The sequence below is a fragment of the Aliiglaciecola sp. 3_MG-2023 genome (assembly GCF_030548205.1).
Lineage (GTDB): Bacteria > Pseudomonadota > Gammaproteobacteria > Enterobacterales > Alteromonadaceae > Aliiglaciecola.
Genome location: NZ_JAUORV010000002.1, coordinates 50,660 through 75,191 on the forward strand (window position 1 = coordinate 50,660; position 24,532 = coordinate 75,191).

The 24,532-nt window shown below is 42.3% G+C and carries 17 protein-coding genes; 10 read left to right on the forward strand and 7 right to left on the reverse strand.

The window, feature by feature from the left end; all coding sequences use genetic code 11:
* Nucleotides 1–52 precede the first annotated feature (52 nt).
* The 3 genes from Q4574_RS02185 to Q4574_RS02195 form a co-directional block, all read right to left on the reverse strand.
* Nucleotides 53–490 (reverse strand): hypothetical protein, encoded by a 438-nt coding sequence (locus Q4574_RS02185; RefSeq protein ID WP_303470938.1) that lies wholly within the window; start codon nucleotides 488–490, stop codon nucleotides 53–55.
* Nucleotides 491–499: 9 nt separating this feature from the next.
* Nucleotides 500–2,806, reverse strand: coding sequence for a DNA topoisomerase IV subunit A (gene parC, locus Q4574_RS02190; protein WP_303470940.1), 2,307 nt, complete (start codon nucleotides 2,804–2,806; stop codon nucleotides 500–502).
* 150 nt (nucleotides 2,807–2,956) lie between these two features.
* The gene (locus Q4574_RS02195) at nucleotides 2,957–4,078 is read right to left on the reverse strand and encodes a sorbosone dehydrogenase family protein (protein WP_303470942.1); all 1,122 of its coding nucleotides are present in this window, start codon (nucleotides 4,076–4,078) and stop codon (nucleotides 2,957–2,959) included.
* Between the two features lie 262 nt (nucleotides 4,079–4,340).
* Here Q4574_RS02195 and Q4574_RS02200 point away from each other — a divergent pair, with 262 nt between their 5' ends.
* Nucleotides 4,341–7,448 carry a hybrid sensor histidine kinase/response regulator gene (locus Q4574_RS02200; protein ID WP_303470944.1) on the forward strand — a complete coding sequence of 1,036 codons (3,108 nt, stop codon included), beginning with the start codon at nucleotides 4,341–4,343 and terminating at the stop codon, nucleotides 7,446–7,448.
* A gap of 8 nt (nucleotides 7,449–7,456) precedes the next feature.
* Here Q4574_RS02200 and Q4574_RS02205 read toward each other — a convergent pair whose 3' ends face one another.
* From Q4574_RS02205 to Q4574_RS02215, 3 genes are all read right to left on the reverse strand, one after another.
* Entirely contained in the window at nucleotides 7,457–8,200 is a 744-nt protein-coding gene (locus tag Q4574_RS02205) for a DUF2982 domain-containing protein (protein ID WP_303470947.1), read from the reverse strand.
* Between the two features lie 264 nt (nucleotides 8,201–8,464).
* Nucleotides 8,465–11,623: an efflux RND transporter permease subunit gene (locus tag Q4574_RS02210; protein WP_303470949.1), complete on the reverse strand. Its 3,159-nt coding sequence runs from the start codon at nucleotides 11,621–11,623 to the stop codon at nucleotides 8,465–8,467.
* A gap of 2 nt (nucleotides 11,624–11,625) precedes the next feature.
* Complete coding sequence (locus Q4574_RS02215) at nucleotides 11,626–12,789, reverse strand: efflux RND transporter periplasmic adaptor subunit (protein ID WP_303470951.1); 1,164 nt, start codon at nucleotides 12,787–12,789, stop codon at nucleotides 11,626–11,628.
* Between the two features lie 124 nt (nucleotides 12,790–12,913).
* Between Q4574_RS02215 and Q4574_RS02220 the strand changes: the two genes are divergently transcribed.
* Nucleotides 12,914–13,576 (forward strand): TetR/AcrR family transcriptional regulator, encoded by a 663-nt coding sequence (locus Q4574_RS02220; RefSeq protein ID WP_303470952.1) that lies wholly within the window; start codon nucleotides 12,914–12,916, stop codon nucleotides 13,574–13,576.
* Here Q4574_RS02220 and Q4574_RS02225 read toward each other — a convergent pair.
* Entirely contained in the window at nucleotides 13,573–14,010 is a 438-nt protein-coding gene (locus Q4574_RS02225; RefSeq protein ID WP_303470954.1) for a RidA family protein, read from the reverse strand. The genes Q4574_RS02220 and Q4574_RS02225 overlap by 4 nt on opposite strands.
* 414 nt (nucleotides 14,011–14,424) lie before the next feature.
* On the opposite strand from Q4574_RS02225, the gene Q4574_RS02230 reads away from it, so the two are divergent.
* The 8 genes from Q4574_RS02230 (at nucleotide 14,425) to Q4574_RS02265 (ending at nucleotide 24,331) form a co-directional block, all read left to right on the forward strand.
* Nucleotides 14,425–17,088 carry a reprolysin-like metallopeptidase gene (locus tag Q4574_RS02230; protein ID WP_303470956.1) on the forward strand — a complete coding sequence of 888 codons (2,664 nt, stop codon included), beginning with the start codon at nucleotides 14,425–14,427 and terminating at the stop codon, nucleotides 17,086–17,088.
* Nucleotides 17,085–17,510, forward strand: coding sequence for a hypothetical protein (locus Q4574_RS02235; protein ID WP_303470958.1), 426 nt, complete (start codon nucleotides 17,085–17,087; stop codon nucleotides 17,508–17,510). Before Q4574_RS02230 ends, Q4574_RS02235 begins: the two co-directional genes overlap by 4 nt.
* 103 nt (nucleotides 17,511–17,613) lie before the next feature.
* On the forward strand, nucleotides 17,614–18,624 hold the full coding sequence (locus Q4574_RS02240) for an aspartate carbamoyltransferase (protein WP_303470961.1): 1,011 nt from the start codon (nucleotides 17,614–17,616) through the stop codon (nucleotides 18,622–18,624).
* 5 nt (nucleotides 18,625–18,629) lie between these two features.
* Complete coding sequence (hemL, locus tag Q4574_RS02245; RefSeq protein ID WP_303470962.1) at nucleotides 18,630–19,916, forward strand: glutamate-1-semialdehyde 2,1-aminomutase; 1,287 nt, start codon at nucleotides 18,630–18,632, stop codon at nucleotides 19,914–19,916.
* Between the two features lie 69 nt (nucleotides 19,917–19,985).
* Nucleotides 19,986–21,086: an adenylate/guanylate cyclase domain-containing protein gene (locus Q4574_RS02250; RefSeq protein WP_303470964.1), complete on the forward strand. Its 1,101-nt coding sequence runs from the start codon at nucleotides 19,986–19,988 to the stop codon at nucleotides 21,084–21,086.
* A gap of 385 nt (nucleotides 21,087–21,471) precedes the next feature.
* Nucleotides 21,472–22,761 carry a hypothetical protein gene (locus tag Q4574_RS02255; protein WP_303470967.1) on the forward strand — a complete coding sequence of 430 codons (1,290 nt, stop codon included), beginning with the start codon at nucleotides 21,472–21,474 and terminating at the stop codon, nucleotides 22,759–22,761.
* Between the two features lie 2 nt (nucleotides 22,762–22,763).
* The gene (locus Q4574_RS02260) at nucleotides 22,764–23,777 is read left to right on the forward strand and encodes an ABC transporter substrate-binding protein (protein ID WP_303470970.1); all 1,014 of its coding nucleotides are present in this window, start codon (nucleotides 22,764–22,766) and stop codon (nucleotides 23,775–23,777) included.
* Nucleotides 23,778–23,962: 185 nt separating this feature from the next.
* Nucleotides 23,963–24,331, forward strand: coding sequence for a hypothetical protein (locus Q4574_RS02265; protein WP_303470972.1), 369 nt, complete (start codon nucleotides 23,963–23,965; stop codon nucleotides 24,329–24,331).
* The last annotated feature ends 201 nt before the right edge of the window (nucleotides 24,332–24,532 follow it).

A 24,532-nucleotide genomic window follows, 5' to 3' on the forward strand; every position in this document is an offset into this window, starting at 1 on the left:
CCGGTCAAAAATCTGTACTTTTGACCGAAATTCATCTGCGGTGAAATAGAGTTTAAGCTATCCAGCCTTTATCTATTGCTTTACCTGATAACCAGATTAGGAAGATTGAAAAGATTAAGATCATTATTGGCATGACAGCAGCGCCAGGACCATAAACATCCAATGCATTTGAGATAAAAAAGGAGTGTGTCATTTGGACCAACACACCAATAAATGACAAGTAAAATATAACGCGCGCAAAGGACTTTTTAAGTAGCAAAGCAAGGCACCCTAAAGTGCCACCAAACACCGCGAAAGCAAAGGCTAACAGCACCCAAAAAGGTTGTTCCAAATATAGTCGCTGCTCGGCTACTGGCATGCTGTTGATTTGCTCCGGGCTCATAGTCACTTGCTGAACAAAGGCCATTACTCCTAATAAATTCCATAGCAACATTACACTGGCGACGATCCAAAACCATTTAGGTACTTGATTAATCTGCGAAGTTTGCATAGCTATCCCCTATGTTTTGTCTTCAGAGTCTTGATTCTCCGAGTCGGACTCAACGGAAGAGGCGACAAATTCGACTTCAACATCATCGACTCTTTGTAATCCACGAGGAAGTTTATTTCCTCTTCGACCTCTCTCACCTTGATAGTGAGCGAGATCAGCAGAGCTAAGTGTCATGCTGCGTTTACCAGCAATAATTTTCACACTAGCGCCTTCAGGCACTACCGTTAACACAGTTACGTATTCTTCTCTGGTTTTTGCTTTGGCGGATGGAATATTAATTATTTTGTTGCCTTTCCCTTTCCCTAAGCTGGGTAAATCTCGCAACGGAAACATTAACATTCGGCCTTCATTCGAGATGGCCATACACCAGTCGGTTTCAATATTAGAAACCGTTTGTGGTTTAATCACTTTTGCACCACTTGGTAAGGAGATATAAGCCTTACCTGCTTTGTTCTTGCTGACCATATCAGCAAATTTACCCACAAAACCATAACCCGCATCGGATGAAATTAAATACCGTTGATCATCGGATGCCATTATTACATGCTGGAAGCTTTCCCCGCCGACAACGCTAAAGCGTCCAGTTAAGGGTTCACCTTGGCTTCGTGCCGAAGGTAAAGTATGAGCATCACAGGCAAAGGTGCGTCCAGAACTATCTAAAAATACAGCTTGCTGATTACTGCGTCCTTTTGCACTGGCAAGATAAACATCGCCAGCTTTATAACTTAACCCTTCAACATCGACATCATGCCCTTTTGCACAACGCGCCCATCCTTTGTCAGATAACACGACTGTTACCGCTTCAGATGGCACTAATTCTTTTTCAGACAAAGCTTTAGCCTCTTCTCGCTGCACCAATGGTGAGCGTCTATCGTCACCATATTTGGCAGCGTCAGCTAAGATCTCTTTTTTAATCAGGGTTTTTAGGCGACGATCTGAACCTAACAATAATTGTAGTTCATCACGCTCTTTTGCAAGTTCTTCTTGTTCAGACTTAATTTTAAACTCTTCAAGTTTTGCAAGGTGACGCAACTTGAGTTCTAAAATGGCTTCAGCTTGTTTATCTGATAGATTAAAGGTTTTAATTAATTCTTGTTTAGGTTCATCTTCATAACGAATTATACGAATGACTTCATCAATATTAAGAAAAGCAATTAGTAAACCTTCCAAAATATGTAACCTTGCCAATACTTTATCGAGACGATACTGTAAGCGCCTAACCACTGTGTCTTTTCGAAAAACTAACCATTCACTCAAAATCGTGCGTAGATCTTTAACCTGAGGACGTCCATCCAAGCCAATCATATTGATATTGACTCGATAGTTCTTCTCAAGATCAGTAGTAGCAAATAGATGCTGCATTAATTGTTCAACATCCACACGGTTTGAGCGCGGTGTGATAACTAACCTAGTTGGATTTTCGTGATCAGATTCATCTCGTAAATCACTCACCATTGGCAATTTTTTGGCCTGCATTTGGTGGGCTATTTGTTCGAGAATTTTTCCACCAGAGGCCTGATGGGGTAAAGCGGTAATAACAATATCACCACTCTCATCATGATACACCGCGCGCATTTTTATTGAACCGCGCCCAGTTTCATAAAGTTTAGCGATATCTTCCCTAGGGGTAATAATTTCCGCTTCCGTGGGATAGTCTGGGCCTTGGATATGTGCCAAAATATCCTGTAACTCAGCTTTACTATTATCCAGTAACAAGGCACAGGCATTGGCTACTTCACGCACATTGTGAGGCGGTATATCAGTGGCCATACCCACTGCAATACCAGTCACGCCATTGAGTAATATATGAGGAAGACGCGCTGGCAACACTTTAGGTTCATCCATAGTGCCATCAAAGTTTGGTTGCCAATCAACCGTTCCTTGACCTAACTCACTAAGGAGTACTTCACTGAATTTAGATAAACGTGATTCAGTGTATCGCATGGCAGCAAAAGATTTAGGATCATCTGGCGCTCCCCAATTTCCTTGCCCATCCACCAAAGGATAGCGATAGGAAAACGGCTGGGCCATTAACACCATGGCTTCGTAACATGCTGAGTCACCATGGGGGTGAAACTTACCTAACACATCACCCACGGTTCTAGCTGACTTTTTATATTTCGCAGATGCGCTTAAACCCAATTCGGACATAGCATAAACGATTCGTCGTTGCACCGGCTTAAGACCATCACCGATGTGAGGCAAAGCACGGTCCATGATGACGTACATTGAATAATTTAAATAAGCATCTTCGGTAAAACGACTCAGTGCGAGTTGCTCTGAGCCATCTTTATTGATAATTGTATCTTCACTCATAGTATATTTATGCGGGCCATTTTCAATGCGACAAGAATAAATAGGGCATTCTTAATCGGTATTTTTATTATTTTTCACTGCCCTTGCGGGCAACTTTATCACTGATTAACAGAGTAGCTAATGTGCTATTCAAAAGCGTAATTACACTGTCTATTTTTGATAGGTTACCTTATAAATCACGTTAGCGAAATCATCGGATATCAACAAACTCCCATCAGGCAGGGTCAAAAACGCAACGGGACGCCCCCAAACGGTATCATCTGGATTAAGGAAACCTTCGATAAAGGTCTCATAAGAACCAATTTCAGTACCGTCAAAATTTGCTCGCATTACCCGATACCCAGATTTTTCAGTGCGATTCCAAGACCCGTGTTCAGCGACAAAAAGTGATTTTTTATATGCTGCTGGAAATTGCGTGCCCTGGTAAAATTGAACTCCTAATGGCGCAACATGAGCCCCCAGTTTAAGTTCAGGCTTAGTGTAATCATCAGGATCTTTTCCTGTACCAAACTCAGGATCAATAATATCTCCGCCATGGATATAAGGATATCCAAAATGCTGTTCATCGGCAGTTACGCGATTAATTTCACAAGGCGGAATGTCGTCCCCCATCCAATCTCGGCCATTATCACTAAACCATAAAGTGTCACTATCAGGATGCCAATCGAATCCAACGGTATTTCTAACTCCCTTAGCGACCCACTTCATTTCTTTAGTGGCAAGGTTAAATTTCAGAATGCTGGCGAATCTAGGATCATCGAATTTACCATCGCCTACGGTTTGGCAGATATTGCATGGTGCGCCAACGGGTACATATAACCAACCGTCCGGTCCAAAATCAATGTACTTCCAACCATGATGGGTTTCTGTAGGTAAACCACTGATGACAACCTCTCCTTTAGGTGAGTTAGCATACTCCTCATCAATATTTTCATACATTAGTACTTCGCTAACGGCGGCAACATAAAGATCACCGTCTTTATAAGCAATACCCGTAGGCATAGTTAAATTATCAGCAACCACTACCACTTTGTCGGCTTTACCGTCTTGGTTGGTATCGATGACAGCGTGCACCTTGCCTTCTGAGCGACTACCAACATAAATTATGCCATTTTTTCCCATGGCCATCTGCCGCGCATTGGTTACATCTTCAGCATATACGGCAATTTTAAACCCATCTGGTAAGATCAATTTATCTAGTGGTACGCTGAGCCCTGAAGTTGAATACAAAACTGCAAAAAATAGTAGCAGTAAGCCTTGTATGTTTTTCATCTAAAAATCCTTCAATACTGTAATTTGTTCAACCCATTAACTATACGCACTTTCTTAAGATTTTAGTCCAACTATTTAGACTAAAACGACGAGCGGAAATATAAGCTAGTCATTCTATTTCTTCTAGGGTCACATTTTTCGCTCAGTATGTCTAAAGGTAGTCACTTAATCGCCAAACTAAAAATTTTAGAATTGAAAAAAATGAAGCCAAAGGGTTTAATGATATTTACACTTTTCAAATACTTGGAAAACAAAGTTCATCATGGGATTGCCAAAAAGTTTACTGTTAGGACTATTCCTACTATTCATGGAACTACCCGCCTTTGCGCAGTCGACTTTGCAATTAATTAACAATGATGAAACGACTCACCTTTCTGACAAAGTCAAGGTTCTAGCAGAAACCGACATCCAACTAACAATCGATGAAGTGCGCACGCGAATTGATGACTTTTCCTGGCATTCTTCTACTAATCCCAATTATGGAGTTCACGAAAGCGGAATTTGGTTACGCACTAGTCTGAATCGTATTAGCGACCTAGAGGAATGGGTAATTGATATTGGATTTGCTCACATGGATCGGGCTGATTTCTATTTATTTGAGGGAAATAAATTAATTGCCTCGAATAAACAAGGTAAGTTATCGAGTAAGCAATTCAGTCGATTTCCCGCATTTAAAGTAGAACTGCCATTGGCAAAAAAAGTCGACCTATACGTTCGAATTGAATCAAAAAGTATGCAAATCATTGCCCCTTTGAGTATTCAACCTTACGAAAAGTATATGCTAATGACCTTCTGGGACAACCTAATTTGGGGGTTATTCTATGGTGGCTTAATCATTTTAGCGCTATACAACCTAGTCTTATATATGATTAACAAAGAACTCAGTTTGTTAGCGTTTGTTGGCTATATTAGCGCTGTAATCACTTGGCAATTTGTGTGGGGAGGACATTCAGTTTTACTGTTGCCCTATGAAGCGACTCTGTGGTTAACCAGTCATATGGATTTGGTATTCGTGTTAGTGGGAATCGCTTCAGGTGTATTCACCTACAGCTTTCTAGAAGCGAAAAGAACCGCATACAAAACCGCGCCTTTTATCAAAATTAATATTGGCGTGTTAATTACCATGGGGTTCTGCTCATTAATTAGTTTATTTCCTGGAACCTGGCAAAATGCAATTGTTTACCTGGTTACCTTATTTGCAATCGTTAGTTTTTTAGTCGCTGGATTTGAAAGTTATAAAAACAAATTTATCGCTGCTCGGTATTTTATAGCAGCATGGTTAATACTATTTATTAGCGCACTTGTCAGTATGACTAGCATTACAGGTCTGTTGCCAACCAATATTTTTACAACCTATTGCCTACATGTAGGTTTGTTCATTCAAGCTGGTTTATTCTCAATTGCGATGATGGATAAAAGTCACAATCAATTGGAACGAGAGATTCAGCAAGCTACAAATGATTTACGAAATAATATGGAGTTTATCGAAGAGCAAAATGCGCGGTTAGATATTGCGAGAAAAGATGCAATAAACGCAAGTACCATAAAATCTCAGTTTTTAGCCAACATGAGCCATGAAATCCGGACACCATTAAATGCTATTTTAGGGTTTAGCAAAGAACTCATCCACACTCCCTTACCTGTTGATAAACAAGAACATGTGAGAATCATCAACTCTGCAGCAGATACCTTGCTTAATATCGTCAACGATGTGTTAGATGTATCGAAAATAGAAGCTGGCAAACTTCAGTTACACAGTCAACCCTTTTGCCCCAATGATGTGTTGGAGGAAATGGTTAGCGTAATGGCTCGTTCTGCACACAATAAAAAATTGGAATTTATCTATGAGCTGACGCCGTTGCCACAAAAGTTGGTCGGGGATGCCCAACGCATTAAGCAAATTTTAACTAATCTGCTGGGCAACGCCTTAAAGTTTACTCCCAGTGGACACATTAGTCTTATCGTAAAAGGAAAAATGCTGCCCCACAACATGTACGAACTGAACTTCAATATCGAAGATACTGGGATAGGCATCAGCCAAGAAGATCGCAAAAAACTGTTCAACGCCTTTTCGCAAATAGAAGACTCCACCAGCCGAACATATCAAGGCACTGGGTTAGGCTTGATGATTTGTCAGCAGTTAGTGCATTTAATGGGTGGCAAAATCACCTTAACCAGCAATCCAGGTAAAGGCAGTTGCTTTAGTGTCACTATTAGCACCAACATCTTGAATAAATCTGATGAGTTTGCCCGTAAAATTGGTTGGGGTAAGAAAAAGGTATTGCTGTTAGAAACCGATGAACTAATAACATTGTCAGCGGCAAAGATGCTTGAAAATACCGGAGCTCAAGTTGCAATCACGGCAAATATCACTGAATTTATCGGAGCAAAAGAAGCATACGACACCCTCTTTGTTTGCCTCCCTGAGAGCTATTTAAATCAGCATAAAGACCTACTGCCTCAGTTAACCAACGTAAATATTAGCAACCTAGTTACGCTATATTCAGGTGAAGGTATTGCATTTGACGAGTCTCAAAGTTTTAAAAAGCCCACCCTACTTCGCTTGCCCCTTACACTTAGCAAAATGGTAAGCTTAACCGAAACATCAAACGAGACCACCCAAAGTCAATTAGTTCAAAACCTACTTGATCTACCTAACATCAAAATTCTCGCCGTTGATGATATGGACATGAATCTGCGCTTGCTGAAAACCTGGTTAAATCCCTCAAATTTAGAATTAAGTCTCGCTTACAGTGGTGAAGAAGCGGTGAACTTTTGTAAAGAAAACGAGTTCGATATCATTTTGATGGACGTGCAAATGCCGATTATGGACGGCTTACAAGCCTCTCGCTTAATCCGTAAAACCAAATTAAATGTGGGAACACCAATAATAGCCGTTACCGCACATGCACTCAAAGAAGAGCAAGAAAGGTTATTGGCTTCTGGAATGGATGATTACCTGCCTAAACCAATAGATTTAGAAGATTTGATTGTGTTGATTAAACGCTGGTGCGATACCGAGAGTACGTCAACGGAGAACTCTGCAGTAGATTGGTCGATGGCTTTGAAAATAGCCAACCAAAATGAGGCCGCAGCAAAAGATATGCTAAATGCGTTTGTTGCAGAGTTACCGGAACTCATATCGCAAATCGAAGGCGCGTGGAAAGTTACCGATAAACTGGCCCTCAAGCAATTAATCCACAAATTACATGGCGCCTGTTTGTATACCGGAGTGCCTATGTTGCTTGATTTATGCGACGAGTTAGAAACCGCCATAAAATTAGATGAATTTAGTATTGTAAAATTGCGCCTTCCAACATTAATCAAAGAAGCCAGCAATGTCATTGAGCACAGCGAAGCCTATTTATAAAGCAACGCCTAATCAGAGGTGGGGCGATTCACACTTGCTAGACATTCCCTAAGTAAACTAACAAATTCTTCACTACTGCGATCAAGCTCACCCACTGAGATAAAAACATCATAACCTAATCCTGCTCTAAGTTTAGTCATTCGATTGGCTAACATTGCAGGGATGCCTTTGATGATCTTACCTTCAGAGGTTTTGTAGGTATCATTTTCAATTAGGGTATTACTATAACAACCGCCGCCTACACATTGGTTATTCTGTAGTAGCAATGGTCGTTGTTCTAACAAAAGATTTGTTGCCAGACGAGGAGAAATACTGGTTAACAATGGCTCATATTGTTTAATTTTAATCCCCACCATGTCTAGGTTTACCTGCTGTACACCCTCACTGACTTTAGGCACATCCACACGCTGAATATTTGCCCACTCTAACGCCCATTTTCCATGTCGGTGCTGATATAAAATATGGGTTTTAGTCAGTTCTATGCAATGTACTGGTTCGCGTACTTTGAACCAGCCTATAAGCATAGTGACAATAGATGCACTAAGGGCGAAAATACCAATCAAATAGAGGGAGTCCGGTAACAACACCAGTAACATGATAGCTAAAAATAAAGCCACAACACCGCACAGAAAAGTGGTTAATCCATTGCGCTTGGCTACCCCTTTTATCTTAATACTGTACTGTTCACCTTCAAGGTTTCCATCGATTTCGGTTTCAGTTTTAACTTGACGATCTTGTTCATTGCCAGACATAAAAATACACTACCATCATAATAACGCCCCAAAGCACAATCAGTCTTAAGCGCTGGCAAAAAGCACAATCTGTACTAAACACTTGTTTCATCAATTTTCGCATTAGTCGATGCCATCACAATAAGAAGATTGGGCGAGAATGCCTCAGTTTAGACCAATTGAAAGCCGCAATAAATACGTTATCCCCTAGACTATTATATACTCGAATTGAGTTTAAAGGTTCAATCATCTAGGTTAGGCAAAAATTTGCACTAATTGAGATGCTCAACTAACCAAAACCGCCCCTTCGGATGCAGCTTTCCTGCCCCTACGAATAGCTAATCGCCCCGCCACTATGGGGGTGTAAATTAACGATAAGATAACCGAAAAGCCAACACCTCCGGCCAACACAACCGCCAAAGGTGGCCAAAACGTCCCTTCACTGAAAATCAGTAACGGAATAAAGCCGCCCACAGTGGTAAAGGTTGTAGATAAAATATGCCGACTACAACTCATCGTCTCTTTCACAATGGCTTCAATATCTCCGAATTTAGCTGCAGGGTTAGCATTGATAGAAGCTATCACCACAATAGAACCATTTATTGCCACACCAATGAGTCCAGCACTCCCCAGTAATGGATTAAAGCCAATGGGTAAACCCGATAACCACAAGCTAAACATACCTAATCCCACAGATAAAACCGCAACTGAAGCAATTAAGGCTGCCAGCTTGACACTTCTGAAGGTCAATATCAGAGTCGTTACCATCAATACCAGCAATACAGGTGCATAAGCGGCTAAAAGCCCTAAGGCTTCTTGCTGCTCATCAGCATCGCCCGCTAAACGAATTCGATACCCTTTAGGTAATTCGAATCCTGATTCGGCCAACTTTACTTGCAATAGTTTACTGGCATCAACGGCAGGGGCATTTGGCATTAAATAGCCTTCGATAATATTCACCCTTTCACCATTTTTTCTGGTAATCCCAGCGATGCTTGACGTAAACCTAAACTCACCTAGGGCTGAAGCAGGAACCCAGCGTTGTTGATTAGTCAATGAACTGGTTAATAATGGAATGGCATTTAAACTATCTAAATTGTTGCGTTGCGATTCCGGTAACCTAATGCGAATAGGGATTTCTTCAGTACCTTCCAAAACAGAACCGCCTACTTGCCCATCTAGGGCGGCTTGCAGTTGGCTTGCAATATCATTTAATGACAGTCCAGCTAACGCCGACTCATTGCGGGTGACATCAAAAATAAATTCAGGCTCGCCAAGGGTGACTGTGGGTACACTATTGATGACGCCAGGGATTTGCGACATTACCAAACGCACTTGCTGTCCCAACTCTTCGATAACCGCCAAATCCGGTCCATAGATTTCAACACCTATGGGGGCGGTAATTGGTGGACCTTGCCCAAAGGCTTTCACTACAACTCGTGCCTGAGGAAAACGCTCATCTAAACTTAACTGTAAATCAGAAATCAGCGCTGCTGCCGAGGAAACTGATTCAGTTGTCACAACCCCTTGAGCGAAATGAGCAGTATTGTCTCGCTTCATTACTTGGTTGTAATAAATCGATGGCGTAGAACCACCTACCAACCAGGTGACTTGCTCAACACTACTATGGGAACGGATATGTTCGTCCATCTGTATCGCCACAGCTTCGGTAGTTTGCAATGAACTACCGTCAGGCAACCACATTTGGATCTCAAACTGATCTCGATCTGCACTGGGAAAAAAGACATTACCCAATTGACCTGCCAGCACAAAGCCCGCCACGGGTAAAGCCGTTGTCAGTATGAGTAATAATATAGGTCGCTTAATGGCTTGACTGATGCTGCGTTTATACCAATCCGTCAAAGAAGTAAATTGGATACCCCCCTGATACCAGTGCCTTGTCGGCTTACTTGCATCGGGACGCGGTAAAAAACGAGCAGCCAGAGATGCAATAACAGTAAGAGAAATGAGCAGCGAGCCGAGCAATGCCATCACTACACTAACGGCAATAGAACTAATGAAATCACCGATATTGCCGGGCAATAAAAATATCGGCATAAAACCTAAAATAGTGGTTAATGTCGAAGCTAATAGCGGGCTAAACAGGTGCCGTACACTTTTCACTAATGCATCTAAGCGGGAATTCACAGGATCTAACAGATTCGCCCGAATTTCATCGGTGATCACAATCGCGTTATCAATTAACAAACCAATCGCGATAATAATGCCGAAAATTGACATTTGATGAATTTGCTCGTTGAAAAAATTTAACGAAAAAAGCGTAAAAGCTGCACTTAAGGGTAGCGAGAGCCCCACAATCCAAGCAGAGCGGAACCCCATGAACACAAATACCACAATCATTACCACTAAACACCCCATCAACAGGTTCTGGGTAAGATCCACTAGTCTGGTTTCAGTATATTGATTTTGCTCAAAAATAATCTCTGCTGCCACGCTTCCTTGATAAAGGGAATTGAAATCTTCAAGGGCCTGTTTACTGTTGGCTGTCCAATTATCAACACGCACTGTGGGTTGCATGCGAGCGGCTACAAAGACCTTTTTCTGGCCATTAACCAATGCAATATCATTAGGTGGATTTTGTGAGCCCCGGTAGACTTCTGCCACATCCTGCACCCGCAAAAACTGCCCATTATTCGATACCGATAACGGAATATTGCGGATCACATCTAAGCTAGCCAACTCTTGGGCAACTTGAATACGAATATTTTGACTGTTTGTGCGCACAACCCCAGCCGGTAACTTAGGATCTGCATTAGCAATTAATTGGCTAACTTGGGGAACCGTTAATCCCACACTCGAGAGTTTATGAGGGTCGACCTCGACCACAATTTCTTCGTCTAATTCTCCGTATATCCTGACAAGTTCGGTACCCGGGACATTTCTCAGCCGATCAGCAACTTCATCACTCATGCGGCTGATGATAGACATGGGAGTTTGATACCCTTCTGGCGAACCTAAGGCAACTAACAGGGTAAAGGACGTGGCACCACGCTTTTCGTCTAACTCAGGTTCTCCCGCACCAGCGGGAAATAGCTGACTGGCGTCAGCAATACTGTCGCGAATTTTCGAAAAAATTTGTTCGTTGTTACTGTCGTCAACCCAAGCTTGAAGTTCAATACTGATCACCGAGATACCTGCCCGGGAAGTAGAGTTAATCTCTTTTATTTCAAACAATTGACGTAACTCATCTTCCAGAACATCACTCACTAAGGCTTCAACTCGTTCGGCTGACGCCCCCGGATAAGGGGTAATCACCAGCACGTTACGGGTATCAATGCGCGGATCTTCAAGCCTCGGCAATGAAGAGACAGCGGAAATTCCGGCCACTAATAGAATGATGATTGTCAGCGCCAGTAAGTGACCATTACTAAAAAACTGGGTAAACCAAGGTCCTTTAAGTTTATTTTGAGTAGGCTGTTGCATAGTTAAAGCTTACCTTGGTGGGATGCAAGCTCACTCTCTAGAGCGGCAGATTTGCTAGCCTCTACAGCATTGACAATTTGTCCAGGAACAAGACGATGAGCGCCATTGATAACCATCCAATCATTTGCACTAAGGGTGCCGCGCACATAACTATGGGTTTTACCTGCAAATAACACTTCAACGGAACGAGAGGTAACCTTTTGTTGACCTTTGTCAGACACGGTAAACAAGGTCCATAAGCCCCGAATACCGCTACTAAGGGCTTGTTTCGGGACCCATACTCCAGATTCATTGACTTGTTTATTGTAAACTAATGCAATTAAATCCCCTGGTAACAATCTATCTTGACTCGCTTCTACGGAAAAAATCACATCTATGGTTCGTGTATCCATTTGCCGAGTTTTAGCGATAGATTTCACCACCCCAGTAAGTGTTACACCATTGGCGATTAATGGATGTTTTTGACCCACGGTTAAACCAAATGCTTGGTCACTAGACATCGCAATTCGCGCATCATAAGCAGACGTCTGTTGCACCACCACCACAGGTTGGCCCGCACTAACCACTGTTGAAGGATCAACGGGTCGAGACACTACAGTGCCATCAAAGGATGCTCTTAATTCAGATTTTTCAATTTCTACCTGCAAGGTATTGATCCGTGCCTGAGTTTGTTCTACCACGGCGTTTGCTACTTGCGTGTTTTCATCTACTTCATTCAAGCGTTGAGTAGACTCCAAATTCCTACTCACCAACTCAGCCACCCGTTGTTGCGATTGCTTAGCTAAGCGTAAATCTGCTTTAGCAGATTGCAAAGCTGCCTCTAATTCTTTCATGGATGCATCCAGTCGCTGAGTATCGAGCTTGGCAATGAGTTGGCCGACAACAATTTGATCCCCTTCATCCACCAGAATTTGTTGCACTTTGCCTGCTAACTCAAAACCAAGGTTTGAAAGGTTGGCAGATTCTAGACGGCCATAAGCGAGTTGTTCCAACTGATAACTATCTTGAGGCGAGAGCTGAACCACTTCTACTTGATGAATTTTTGCTTGCGAGGGAGGTGGTATTACCTGCCCAGAGCCAGCTGTGACCATTAATCCCACCACGGCAATTAAGGGCAATATAATTGCAATTGGAATTAATAATGATTTAAACGACACTTTGTTCACAGTTCAAGCCTATTTAAGATTGGTATTTTGTCTAAGACAGTTTTGTATTAACATAGAGAATAATATATAAATACTAGACCGTCTAGTTTGATAATTAATTTTTAGTTTAAACAAGAGTAAAAAAGTGCCCCAACCTAAAGCTAATATAAACCTGAACTGTCCGCAAACTCCAGCAAAAGTTGGCAGACCAAAGAGTGAAGAAAAGCGTGTCAGCATTTTGTTGGCAGCTAGCGATTTGTTTTTAGGGCAAGGATTTTCCTCAACCTCTATGGATCAAGTAGCAAAAAAAGCGGAAGTGTCTAAACAAACCGTTTACTCTCATTTCAGCAATAAAGAAGCACTGTTTAGCTCGGTTATTGCCTACAAATGTGCACAATATCAATTAGGCGAAGAGCATATGAGGGATGTTGAACAAGATCCCGTTGAAGCCCTACTGACTTACGGAAATCAGATTATTAACTTGCTACAAGACGAGCAATCAATTGCCATGCACCGCGTAGTGATTGGAGAAATTACCACTAACCCTCGTGTAGCAGAATTGTTTTACATAGCTGGTCCACAGCATGGCATTGAAATTTTACGAGACTTTTTCCAACAAAATTCGCAGCTAAAATTAGAAAAAAATAAGGCTGAATACTGGGCCTACACGTTTTTTAATATGCTAAAAGGTGATTTTTATCTACGAAGTTTATTAGGCTTACCATTTAGTAAGTCGGAAGCGAAACAAACTGAGTTAGTCACACAAACCGTTTATCATGTTATTCAGATGATAAAAGCTGAAGATTAATGGTTAGCGTATGCCCAACACTCTAATTCCAACATCGATCCCATGGCTAACCCATCAGCACCAAATGCACTCCGTGACGGCAGCTTTTTAGGATTAAAATAAGTGACGTACACCTTATTAAAGTCTGCCCATTTTTCGATATCTTCGATCATCACGGTGCACTTAAACACATCATCCATGCTTAAACCTATGGTTTTTAATGTTGCCGCAATGTTTTTCATTACCTGATGAGACTGATCCGTAATATTATCAGCTAAATTCCCGTGTTCATCATTGGCAATTTGGCCTGACAAATACACGATATTATCCACTTGAGTGGCCAGTGAAAAAGGCATATTTTCATTAGCCGAAGGATAATACTTAACCTCTGCAAAGCTGTTAAAAAACGTGCATGACAGTAGCGTTAATATTCCCATTTTAGTCATTTTTAACATATCTCAGTTTCCTTATAATGATTTTTCGATTCTAATATTGAGGATTATTAACCAACCCGAACCTTTTACATGGACAGCTATATTAGTGGCAAACTGCTTAATGTCGCTATATTCCCAATAACTTAAGTGCCATTTTAGTCAATCTGCAAATAACTAGTATATTGAGTCTCCCACAACACCAAAACCGCTTCAACAAGGACAAATCCAAATCGGCTAAAATGCGTATTAATCAGTCTAAAAGGGTCTAAGATGACCTTTAAACGAAGATTTTGGCAATTTCATTTCCTTGAGCTCTTAAATCATTTAAAAACAAATTGCAGAATTAATCGCTGTTTCATACTAAAGTAGTCTTGAAACGCTATGCTTTACGAAGCATATTTTGGCTAAAACACGCAAGATTTTATTGGGATTTTGATGACATTTTTTTTCCGTACCTATTTCACCCTTTTGTTAGCCAGCACTTGCTTTTCGGTGATAGCTCAAACCCAAGACCAATCGATGTGGCAACCCTCACAAGCAAGCACTAAAATTGATGCAGGTTACAGACAAACGGTAGGAGCAGGATACGAACTGACCATTAATGCTGATGCATTAACCTCACTGGTAAACAACCAAAACACTGAGTTCCAACTATCCATTCCCACACCCAACGGTGATCACCTGACGTTTGAATTACAGCAAGTTCAGGTAATGGCTGAAGCGCTGGCCAACAAATACCCTTTAATCCGCTCATTTACGGGTTTTAACATTAATAATCCCGAAGATAAGGGGCGTTTTAACCTATCGACAAAGGGATTGTCGGCGATGCTCAAGATAGATGGCGAGTGGGCAATGTTAACTTATGATAGATTGGGTAACCCAGAAGACTATGTCAGTTATTGGGTTAAAGATGAGATTATCCCCGAGACGCAAACATCAACACTGTCACTTCAGCCAGATTATATGCGCTTGCCTTCAACCGTTAAAACGGAATGGAAGAAACTCGCTACTTCAAACACCGTTGCCGCCCGCGCCAATGGCAACGCGATAACCACTTATCGAATTGCTATCAGCACCAGCGGTGAGTACACCTCGCGCAACGGCGGTGAAGCGGGAACTCTGGCTGAATTGGCGACACTGATTAATCGCATTAATGAAATTTTACTTACTGACTTTTCCATCCAGTTTGAGCTTGTGGCGAATAACGACAGAATCATATACACAGATAGTAGTACCGATCCCTTTGTGAATGACGCGAGTGAGGATATAGACGCCAATCAGGTGGTTATCGATGACCTCATCGGCCCTGAAAACTATGATATTGGCCATCTTTTAAATACCGATTCAGGGGGTCTCGCTACCATTCAGAGCATTTGCATCGACGACTACAAAGCACGTGGACAAACAGGCAGCAACCAACCTTTCGGTGAAAGCTTCTACACCCAGCTAGTTATTCATGAATTTGGTCACCAATTAGGTGCAGAGCATACCTTTAATGCTACCAATACAGCAGGCTGCAGCGAAGACCAACGTTCTACACTTTCTGCAGTTGAGCCAGGCAGTGGATCGACCATCATGTCATACGCCGGATTGTGCTCTAACCAAAACATTGAGAATGACTCTGATGACTATTTTCACAGCTTCTCAGTGGAGCAAATTCAATCACTTTTGAGTCGCAGAAATTGCGGCACAACCGAGTCTAATGGCAATAGTATCCCGACCATCAACAGTGCCCAGATAAATCATACGATTCCAGCCGAAACTCCTTTTGTACTTACTGCTCAAGCAACTGACAGCGATAACGATAGCCTAACTTATGTTTGGGATCAGGTTGATCCCGGCGGCTTTGAAGGGGCGACTGAATCTTTAGGAGAAATGTCTGAAGACAATGGTTTTAACCCGTTGTTTCGCTCCTTTCCACCATCAGACTCTGCAACACGCTATTTCCCGCAAATTGATGGCGTGTTAACGGGTTCATTAGACCTCGGAGAAACTTACCCAAGCACAGAGCGTGAGCTCACTTTTGAGCTTATTGTCCGTGATGGAAACGGTGGGGTGATCACGCAAACTGCGAATATTAATATTGAACCAACAGGCAGCGCATTTTCGGTGTCGCAACCTTTAACCGATTCGCGCTGGATTGGCGGCCAAAGTCATGAGGTTGAATGGGAGGTCGCCAACACAGACAGTGCACCTATTTCCTGTGCATCGGTGGATATTACCCTAGATGCTGACGGAGATGACGTATTCGAATCGACAATTTTAGCCAATACCGAAAATGATGGGCAGCAAAGCATTATCTCGCCGAGCACCAATACCAGCAACGCTCGCTTAAAGGTGAGCTGTTCTGATAATGTATTTTACGCTGTGAATCCTGGAAACTTTGAAATCGTACCTGGCAGTGCTCCTGTGGCCCCTTTGATAACAGGTCAAACCGAGCGTTCAGAATTGGAAGATTCAAGTTTTGTCATTAGTTTTTCAGATTTAATTGTGGACGATCCCGATTCTAGCTACCCATCAAACTTCACGTTAGATGTCTTTCCTGGCGCTAACTATGTTGCCAGTGATACCAGTGTTTCACCCAATGAGGATTACTCAGGTAGCCTAACAGTGAACTTGTCTGTAAGTGATGGCGTCAGTGATAGTAATGTTTTCCCCTTTGTCGTCCAAATCGAAGCCGTGAATGATGCACCTATAGCGGTAGACGACAGCATTGAAATAGACCAAGACTCAGAAACAATTAGCATTGATGTATTAAGTAACGATACAGATGCCGACCAAGACACGTTAATTATTTCAGAGGTCACTTATGTGGGCACCGGGCGAGTTTCAATTGATAACGGACAAATCAGTTATACCCCTGACAATGGCTTTTTTGGTAGCGACAGCATTATATATCGCATAGAAGACCCCAGTTTCGCAACGGATTCTGCAACCATTAGCATCACTGTTAACCAAGAAGTGGTGACACCAACGCCTATACCAACGCCAACGCCAACACCAGAAGACAGTTCTGGTGGCGGGAGTATGGGCTGGCTAATTTTATTACTTGCTGCCACAAGGTTAACATTCCACAAAATCGTGGTTAATGGTAAATGAAAGTATCGCAATGGGCGTACACTGGGTTGGCATTCATGATTTCGTCAGGTTGTGTAACCGAACACAACACTGTTCCTCACCAGACAACGACCCTAAAACCTGCAGGCAATTCAGCCTCCCAGACTGAATTGTCCCCAACCCAACAAGCTAAACTCGATGCAAAGATTGCGGTTGAGCAAGGGAACTTTAAGTTATTAGCGTTTACTAACAGAGTAATTAACTTTCCTGGTATAGATATGAACCTCTATCCATTGGAGGTAATTGAACAACAGTGTGGGGTGAAGTACCTAGCTGGTAGTGGTGATACCTTAAAATTAGGTGAAAGTACCGAGGCCAGAAAAGCCCTTAAGAAGTATGCCACAACCTATAATTTAATTGTTTTGAAAGCCTGCCAATCATTTCATAAAAATAATCAGAAATAAGATTATCCGACTGCAAATTTTTGATAGACTCTCGGGCCAGCAACAGGATAAGCGCTATTCTCAGCCAAATCATTCTTCCTGTCTTTAAACATAAGGGTATGCGATGAAATTTGAAGGTCAGCACATTCTTTCAGTTAATCAGTTCGACCGTGATTCTATTCAGGCGATATTCGATGTAGCTGATAAAATGACACCCTATGCGCTTCGTCAAAAACGCACAACAGTGTTGGACGGAGCAATTTTGGGCAACTTATTTTTTGAAGCTAGCACGCGAACACGAGTTAGCTTTGGAACAGCATTTAACCTGCTCGGTGGTGAAGTACGCGAAACCACAGGCATGAGTAGTTCGGCGTTGGCCAAAGGCGAATCATTGTTCGATACCGCCAGAGTGTTAAGCGGTTATTCCGATATTATCACTATGCGTCATCCACAATCAGGTTCGGTTTCTGAATTTGCAGAAGGCAGCCGTGTTCCTGTACTCAATGGCGGTGACGGTGCTAATGAACACCCAACTCAAGCCCTTTTAGATTTATACACTATCAGTAAAGAGCAGCAGTACCATGGTGGGCAAATTGACGGTATACATATCGCTATGATTGGCGATTTAAAATATGGTCGAACCGTGCATTCTTTGTCAAAGCTTTTGAGTTTATTTAAGAATGTACGTTTTACCCTCATTTCACCTAAAGAACTGGCAATGCCAGAAGCTATTTTGCAACTCATCCGCGATGCAGGCCATACGGTTAAAATAACAGACCAGCTTGAAGGCAGTGTAGATGCCGACATTTGTTATCAAACCCGCATTCAAGAAGAGCGTTTTGAATCCCAAGCAGAAGCTGATAAATACCGCGGAAAATTCCGTTTAAACCAAACTATATACACCAAACATTTTCAATCTAAAACCGTCATTATGCATCCACTTCCTAGAGACTCGCGAGCTGATGCAAACGAGTTAGATAATGACCTTAACCTTCACCCCAATTTAGCCATTTTCAGACAAGCTGATAACGGCGTATTAGTTAGAATGGCGCTTTTTGCATTGACCCTTGGGGTAGAGAATTTAGTGTCAAAATACGATCGCGACGTTCATTGGTATAGTTCAAAGAGATTATAAATTACATGCAAAAATCAACACAATTGTTCGAACAAGCACAAAAACACATTCCCGGTGGCGTGAATTCACCAGTAAGGGCATTTAAAGCTGTTGGCGGCACACCGCCATTCATCGTCAAAGCTGATGGACCATACATTTACGATGCCGATGGCAAAAAATACATCGACTATGTGCAATCTTGGGGACCCATGGTTTTAGGCCACAATAATCCTAAGATTCGTCAAGCGGTCATCAAAGCAGCTGAAAATGGTCTGAGTTTTGGCGCACCTACTGAATCTGAAGTGACCATGGCTGAACTGGTCAATAAACTGGTACCCTCCATGGAAATGTTGCGCATGGTCAACTCTGGCACAGAAGCCACCATGAGTGCAATCCGCTTAGCCAGAGGGGTGACAGGCAAAAACAAAATTCTTAAATTCGAAGGCTGCTACCACGGACATGCCGACTCCTTGTTAGTAAAAGCAGGGTCTGGTGCGTTAACCTTAGGTGTACCAAGCTCCCCTGGTGTGCCTGCTGATGTGGCACAACATACTTTGACCATGGAATACAATAATATCGATAGCGTGAAGCAAGCGTTTGCGGAATTTGGCGATGATATTGCGTGTATCATTGTAGAACCCGTAGCCGGCAATATGAACTGTATTCCGCCCGTCGACGGATTTTTACAAGGTTTAAGAGACATTTGTGACCAGCATCAAAGTATTTTGATCTTTGATGAAGTCATGACCGGTTTTAGAGTGAGTCGTGGCGGTGCCCAAGAGCTGTATTCCATTGTTCCAGATTTGACCTGTTTAGGAAAAGTGATCGGTGGCGGCATGCCTGTGGGCGCATTTGGCGGTAGAGCAGACATTATGAAACAAATAGCGCCAACAGGCTCTATATATCAAGCAGGTACTTTGTCTGGTAATCCTATTGCAATGGCCGCGGGTTTAGCATCACTGACACAAATTCAACAGCCGGGCTTGTATGACCAACTTTCCCTAGCAACCAAAACCTTGGCAGAAGGGATAAAGTCCTTGGCCCTAGAGCATGGTATTCCCATGACGGTAAACTATGCCGGTAGTATGTTCGGAATTTTCTTTACCGACATCGATAAGGTAACCAATTATAAGCAAGCGATTAATTGCGACACCGAAATGTTTAATCGTTTCTTCCACGGCATGTTAGCTAAAGGCGTTTATTTGGCCCCAGCTTCATACGAGGCAGGATTTGTATCGGCAATGCATGATATGGACATCGTCGAAAAAACCTTACAAATTACTAAAGAAGTCTTCGCTGAATTAACAGCCTAATAGGTTTAAAGGTGATGCTGTGTTAGGTTGAATGCAGCATCCATAAAATAATAAGAAAAAGACGCAAAAATGTTGCAACAAATTTTACAACCTGTGCCCTTAGTTTTAATGATTATTATTGTAATCTTGGCTGCGGCATTGTTGCGTCTCAACACAAAATTAAAAAGTCAAAACAACCCAAACCAATCGAATCAAAACGATGCTGAAATGGAAACGCAGGTACAAAGTACTCAGCGAGCCAACGAGGCAGATCAGCGATTTTTAACCAAAGCAGATGAAGCATTACGTCTAACCCAGACTTTTCAAAAATTTGTGCCTCGACAATTTGTTGAACATTTTGCTAAACATGGTTCAGACACTTTAGAGCTTGGTCGTGCAGATGAGGATGAAGTGGCGATTTTGTTTTCCGATATTCGTGGCTTTACGGGTCTGTCGGAAAAAATGACACCGCAAGAATTGATGAAATTTCTCAACTCCTATTTCTTGCGAATGAACGATCCAATTCATCAAAATGGGGGCTTTATTGATAAGTTTATTGGTGATGCCATTATGGCTTTGTTCGACCACCCCAAAGGCACTAATCAGGATAAAGCCATTGATGCCCTTAATGCTGCGGTGGATTTGCGTTATGCATTAAACGTGTATAACCAGCACAGACACAACAGTGGCTATCCCCCTATAAATATCGGTGTCGGTATTCACTTTGGACCTGTGATTATTGGAACCGTGGGCTCTGATGATAGAATGGATACCACTGTGATCGGTGATAGTGTCAATATCGCCTATCGTTTAGAATCCTTGGCCCCTAAGTTAGGCGCGGACATCATAGTCAGTTCACAATTGCTGGATACTGCGGCTGCCAAAGAGAAGTTCAGCTATAGGTTTCTCGACTGGGTGCGAGTCAAAGGGCGCAAAAACCCAGTTGAAGTGTACGAAATTCTCAACCACCTGCCCGAAGAAAGTATTACATTAAGACTAAAAACCGCACCTTGGATTGAAAAAGGTGTAGAACACCGCAAGTCTCAACAATGGGATGAAGCATTAAATTGTTTCGAGAAAGCCCGTATGTTAAGTCCTGATGATCATTTAATTGCCCATCATATTACCCAATGCCACTCCATAAAAAGCTCCCTCGTACCTCTCCATTGGGATGGTGCCGCTGACTTGTAACACACGAGGCTAAAGCACCCGCCTACAGGCCATGGAAAAAACACACCTCCGCGGGGCTAAAGCACCCGCCTACAGGCCATGGAAAAAACACACCTCCGCAGGGCTAAAGCGCCCGCCTACAGGCCATGGACAACAAACACACCTCCGCGGGGCTAAAGCTCCCGCCTACAGGCCATGGAAAAAACACACCTCCGCAGGGCTAAAGCGCCCGCCTACAGGCCATGGAAAAAACACACCTCCGCGGGGCTAAAACATCCTTCGGTAGATGATTTCGGAGCAAAAAACAATCAATCAAACAGCATCAATTCAATGCCTGACGTTCAATGATTCTCATTCTTTCGTAGGTTTGCTATATTGCCTTGAGTAGTAGCAAGGAGAACCGCTCGTGGCTTCAAATTCCGCCCAACAACAACCTTCAGATAGTCAACTTTGTTTCACAACAATATCCCCAATTGATGTGCCTTTTTCTCTCATAAGAGGGTTCAATCGCAAATCTAATAACTTCAAAAAACTTATGACTTCGTTAAGTGAAAGGGAAGATATTGAGAGTGTAACCTGGCTGAATGATGGTCCAGAATATGTGAATCTAGATAGTGATGTGTCTTCTATGTCATTTTTCTTGTGGAAGACTCAAAGTGACAATGTTGAGGTGAAGTTTCATGTTTTCCCAAATGAATTAGCTGTAGTGGAATGCCAATTGATACTTCCGGTTCAGTCTGATGTGAAAACCATGGAGTCGCAGGTTCAACAGCACGCTGAAGCAGCCATTCAACAATCACTGCCGGCCCTAGAGGCATTGATAAAAGACATTTACAGCAAGATTAATAACCCGTTGTTAATCAAACCAAGGTCAAATTCAACACGGCTGTATTGGACAGCGCGTTCATTGAACGTTCAACGAACACAACTTGAAAATACTGAAATACGCCAGCTAATTCATCAATGGTTAGCAGAAACGGAATGCCCTCAAGACGCAGAAAAAATTTGCAACTTGATTAACTATAATAACGAAACTAACGCCAATGGTTTTGATCCAGTCAAAACAGAGTCCATGACCTGGTTAAATTATGTGGTTGTTGATAAACGGGCGAAAAATGATCCTCGAATCGAAACGATGATACTCGCTCAGTACTGCTATACCGCGCAAGAGAAGTGTAATTTGCGATTACACGAGGCCATTGCACGTGCATACATAGATGGCAATTTATTAGGTGCACAAAATCAACTGGAAGACAGTCGCATTCAATCTAAACTTCACCAAGTGTCGATAAATGAGCACAAGAAGTACCTAACGCGACAAAAAAGAAAGTATTTGGACGAAATCTTTGAATCATGGGAATTCGATTTGCTGATAAAAAACGGCGATGACATGAAAGAAATTTGTTCGAATAAAATAGAAGAAGCAAACTCTAAACAAAGTAAACTCAATAGTATCAAAACCGATAGAATTTTATTTGCCATCAGTCTGTTTACCATTTTTGAGTTATTGATATTTCTTTCCCAGCACAGCAGAGAGGTTATGTCTCGCCCGGCTTTGGATTACAACGATGAAAGCTCCTCTTGGATCCTGACGTTAATTGCGAGTTTAGATGCTGATACCATGTTTGGCATCGGCATTGGCTTAATGATTGCCCTTGCGTTCATTTATATGTCTGTTGCTAAAAGGAAGTTGTAAACATGACTAAAACACTGTTTTTATTGGTTACATTGGTTTTAAGCGGCTTTTTGCAGGCTGACAGGGTCTATGCACAAGACCCTGTAATTGAAGTGTTGACCGATGAATGGGCTCCTTACATTAATCCAGAAAGTGAGCCCTTAGGGCGAGCGGCGAAAGTGTTGGATACCATAGGGGCATACGCACAAGCCAAGATTAAGTGGCGTTATGTACCTTATCGAGATTCTGCGTTGCTATTAGAAAAGCAAAAAGTACATATTAGTTATCCATACTTTTATACCCAACAAAGGGCTGAAAAACTCTACTATTCCAAACCCATATTTTACCTTACCAGTCGGCTATATTTTAACCGTCACTTTGTGTCTTCTGAGTTTGCCAATAACAACTATCAAACCCTCAAAATAGCCAAAGTCGCAGGCTATAGCTACGGTGAAAAAATCGATAGTATCGTCACAGATGGACAGCAATATGAAACCGAAGAAGACGCACTTATCGCGCTTTTAAACAATGAAGTACAAATACTGCCGATGACCGAAGGGGTCATGAATAACTTACTGGATACACGTTATGCGGAACAAAAGCAGCTGATTATCCCGGTAGAAAATGTGAAAGATGAAGCTAGTCTTCACATTATTGCCAGCAAAACGGCCGAAGGTAAGGCACTTATTGAAAAGTTTGATCAGGCGATCACCATGCGGCTCAATGGCGAAGATGCGCAACTTCAACCTACTCAAAACCTGCAACAAAAAGTAGACTTAGCCACCTTGGTCACTTCTGAGGGCTTTCCTGCCATACTAGGAGAGTTTGCCAACCCTAACGGCAGCATTGATTACTACACCATTCCCATTGGCACTAAAGTGATTGTTTTGCAGTGGAGCTCGAAGATTTTAAACCCTTCCCACTCTGATCGTATTTACAAAAACATGATGGAAACCAGTAATGTCGTCATTTTAAATGGTCCCCATGTGGGAAAAGAATTGCGAGTTAAAAACATGCATATTCAATTAGAGCCGTGATTACTATAGGGTTAGGATGGATAGGAACGGTTTTATATTTGCTCAACCACGCCTACCTATCCTTAATAACAAACTGGTCTCCACGGGTATATTATGCTGGAAATTTGATAGCCGCCACTAGCCTAATTATAAATTCAGTCTTGGTTTCTTCCTGGCAAGCTGTTGTCATAAATGGATTTTGGGCGGTGATTAGTTTGTTATTGCTACTCAAAATTCCCTTAAAAAACACCCCGCTTACATTCCGAATGATGGCAATCGCAGTAGGCTTTATATGGGGTGCAGCCCTGTTAGGTTTGTTTTCCGAATTTGAACTCTTCATTCGTATTGTTGGTTGGACATCGGCTTTGGTATTCGGAGCAGCGTATTTATTGTTTTGTGCCCAGAAAATGTCACAAAAAACCTACCTGTATTTAAATGTGTATGCCGCATTGGCATTGACTCCACAATTATGGATAGATAAAAATTACCCAGTGCTTACCTTAGAAGTTATTTGGGCATTGATATCTATTCACGGAGCACTTCGTCAACGAGACAATACCCATTTAATCGATTAAATGTGCGGGGCTAAAGCCCCCGCCTACAGGCCATGACACAAAAACGCATCATCACGGGGCTAAAGCACCCGCCTACAGGCCTTGGACACAAAAACACACCATCACGGGGCTAAAGCACCCGCCTACAGGCATGACACAAAAACGCACCATCACGGGGCTAAAGCACCCGCCTACAGGCCATGGAAAAACAAACCTCCGCGG

Coding starts and splice junctions, on each gene's coding strand:
- hemL (WP_303470962.1), top strand. CDS start 18,630: ATGCAAAAATCAACACAATTGTTCGAACAAGCACAAAAACACATTCCC.
- Q4574_RS02210 (WP_303470949.1), bottom strand. CDS start 11,623: ATGCAACAGCCTACTCAAAATAAACTTAAAGGACCTTGGTTTACCCAG.
- Q4574_RS02200 (WP_303470944.1), top strand. CDS start 4,341: ATGGGATTGCCAAAAAGTTTACTGTTAGGACTATTCCTACTATTCATG.
- Q4574_RS02235 (WP_303470958.1), top strand. CDS start 17,085: ATGAAAGTATCGCAATGGGCGTACACTGGGTTGGCATTCATGATTTCG.
- Q4574_RS02240 (WP_303470961.1), top strand. CDS start 17,614: ATGAAATTTGAAGGTCAGCACATTCTTTCAGTTAATCAGTTCGACCGT.
- Q4574_RS02205 (WP_303470947.1), bottom strand. CDS start 8,200: ATGTCTGGCAATGAACAAGATCGTCAAGTTAAAACTGAAACCGAAATC.
- Q4574_RS02260 (WP_303470970.1), top strand. CDS start 22,764: ATGACTAAAACACTGTTTTTATTGGTTACATTGGTTTTAAGCGGCTTT.
- Q4574_RS02195 (WP_303470942.1), bottom strand. CDS start 4,078: ATGAAAAACATACAAGGCTTACTGCTACTATTTTTTGCAGTTTTGTAT.
- Q4574_RS02225 (WP_303470954.1), bottom strand. CDS start 14,010: ATGTTAAAAATGACTAAAATGGGAATATTAACGCTACTGTCATGCACG.
- Q4574_RS02185 (WP_303470938.1), bottom strand. CDS start 490: ATGCAAACTTCGCAGATTAATCAAGTACCTAAATGGTTTTGGATCGTC.
- Q4574_RS02230 (WP_303470956.1), top strand. CDS start 14,425: ATGACATTTTTTTTCCGTACCTATTTCACCCTTTTGTTAGCCAGCACT.
- parC (WP_303470940.1), bottom strand. CDS start 2,806: ATGAGTGAAGATACAATTATCAATAAAGATGGCTCAGAGCAACTCGCA.
- Q4574_RS02250 (WP_303470964.1), top strand. CDS start 19,986: ATGTTGCAACAAATTTTACAACCTGTGCCCTTAGTTTTAATGATTATT.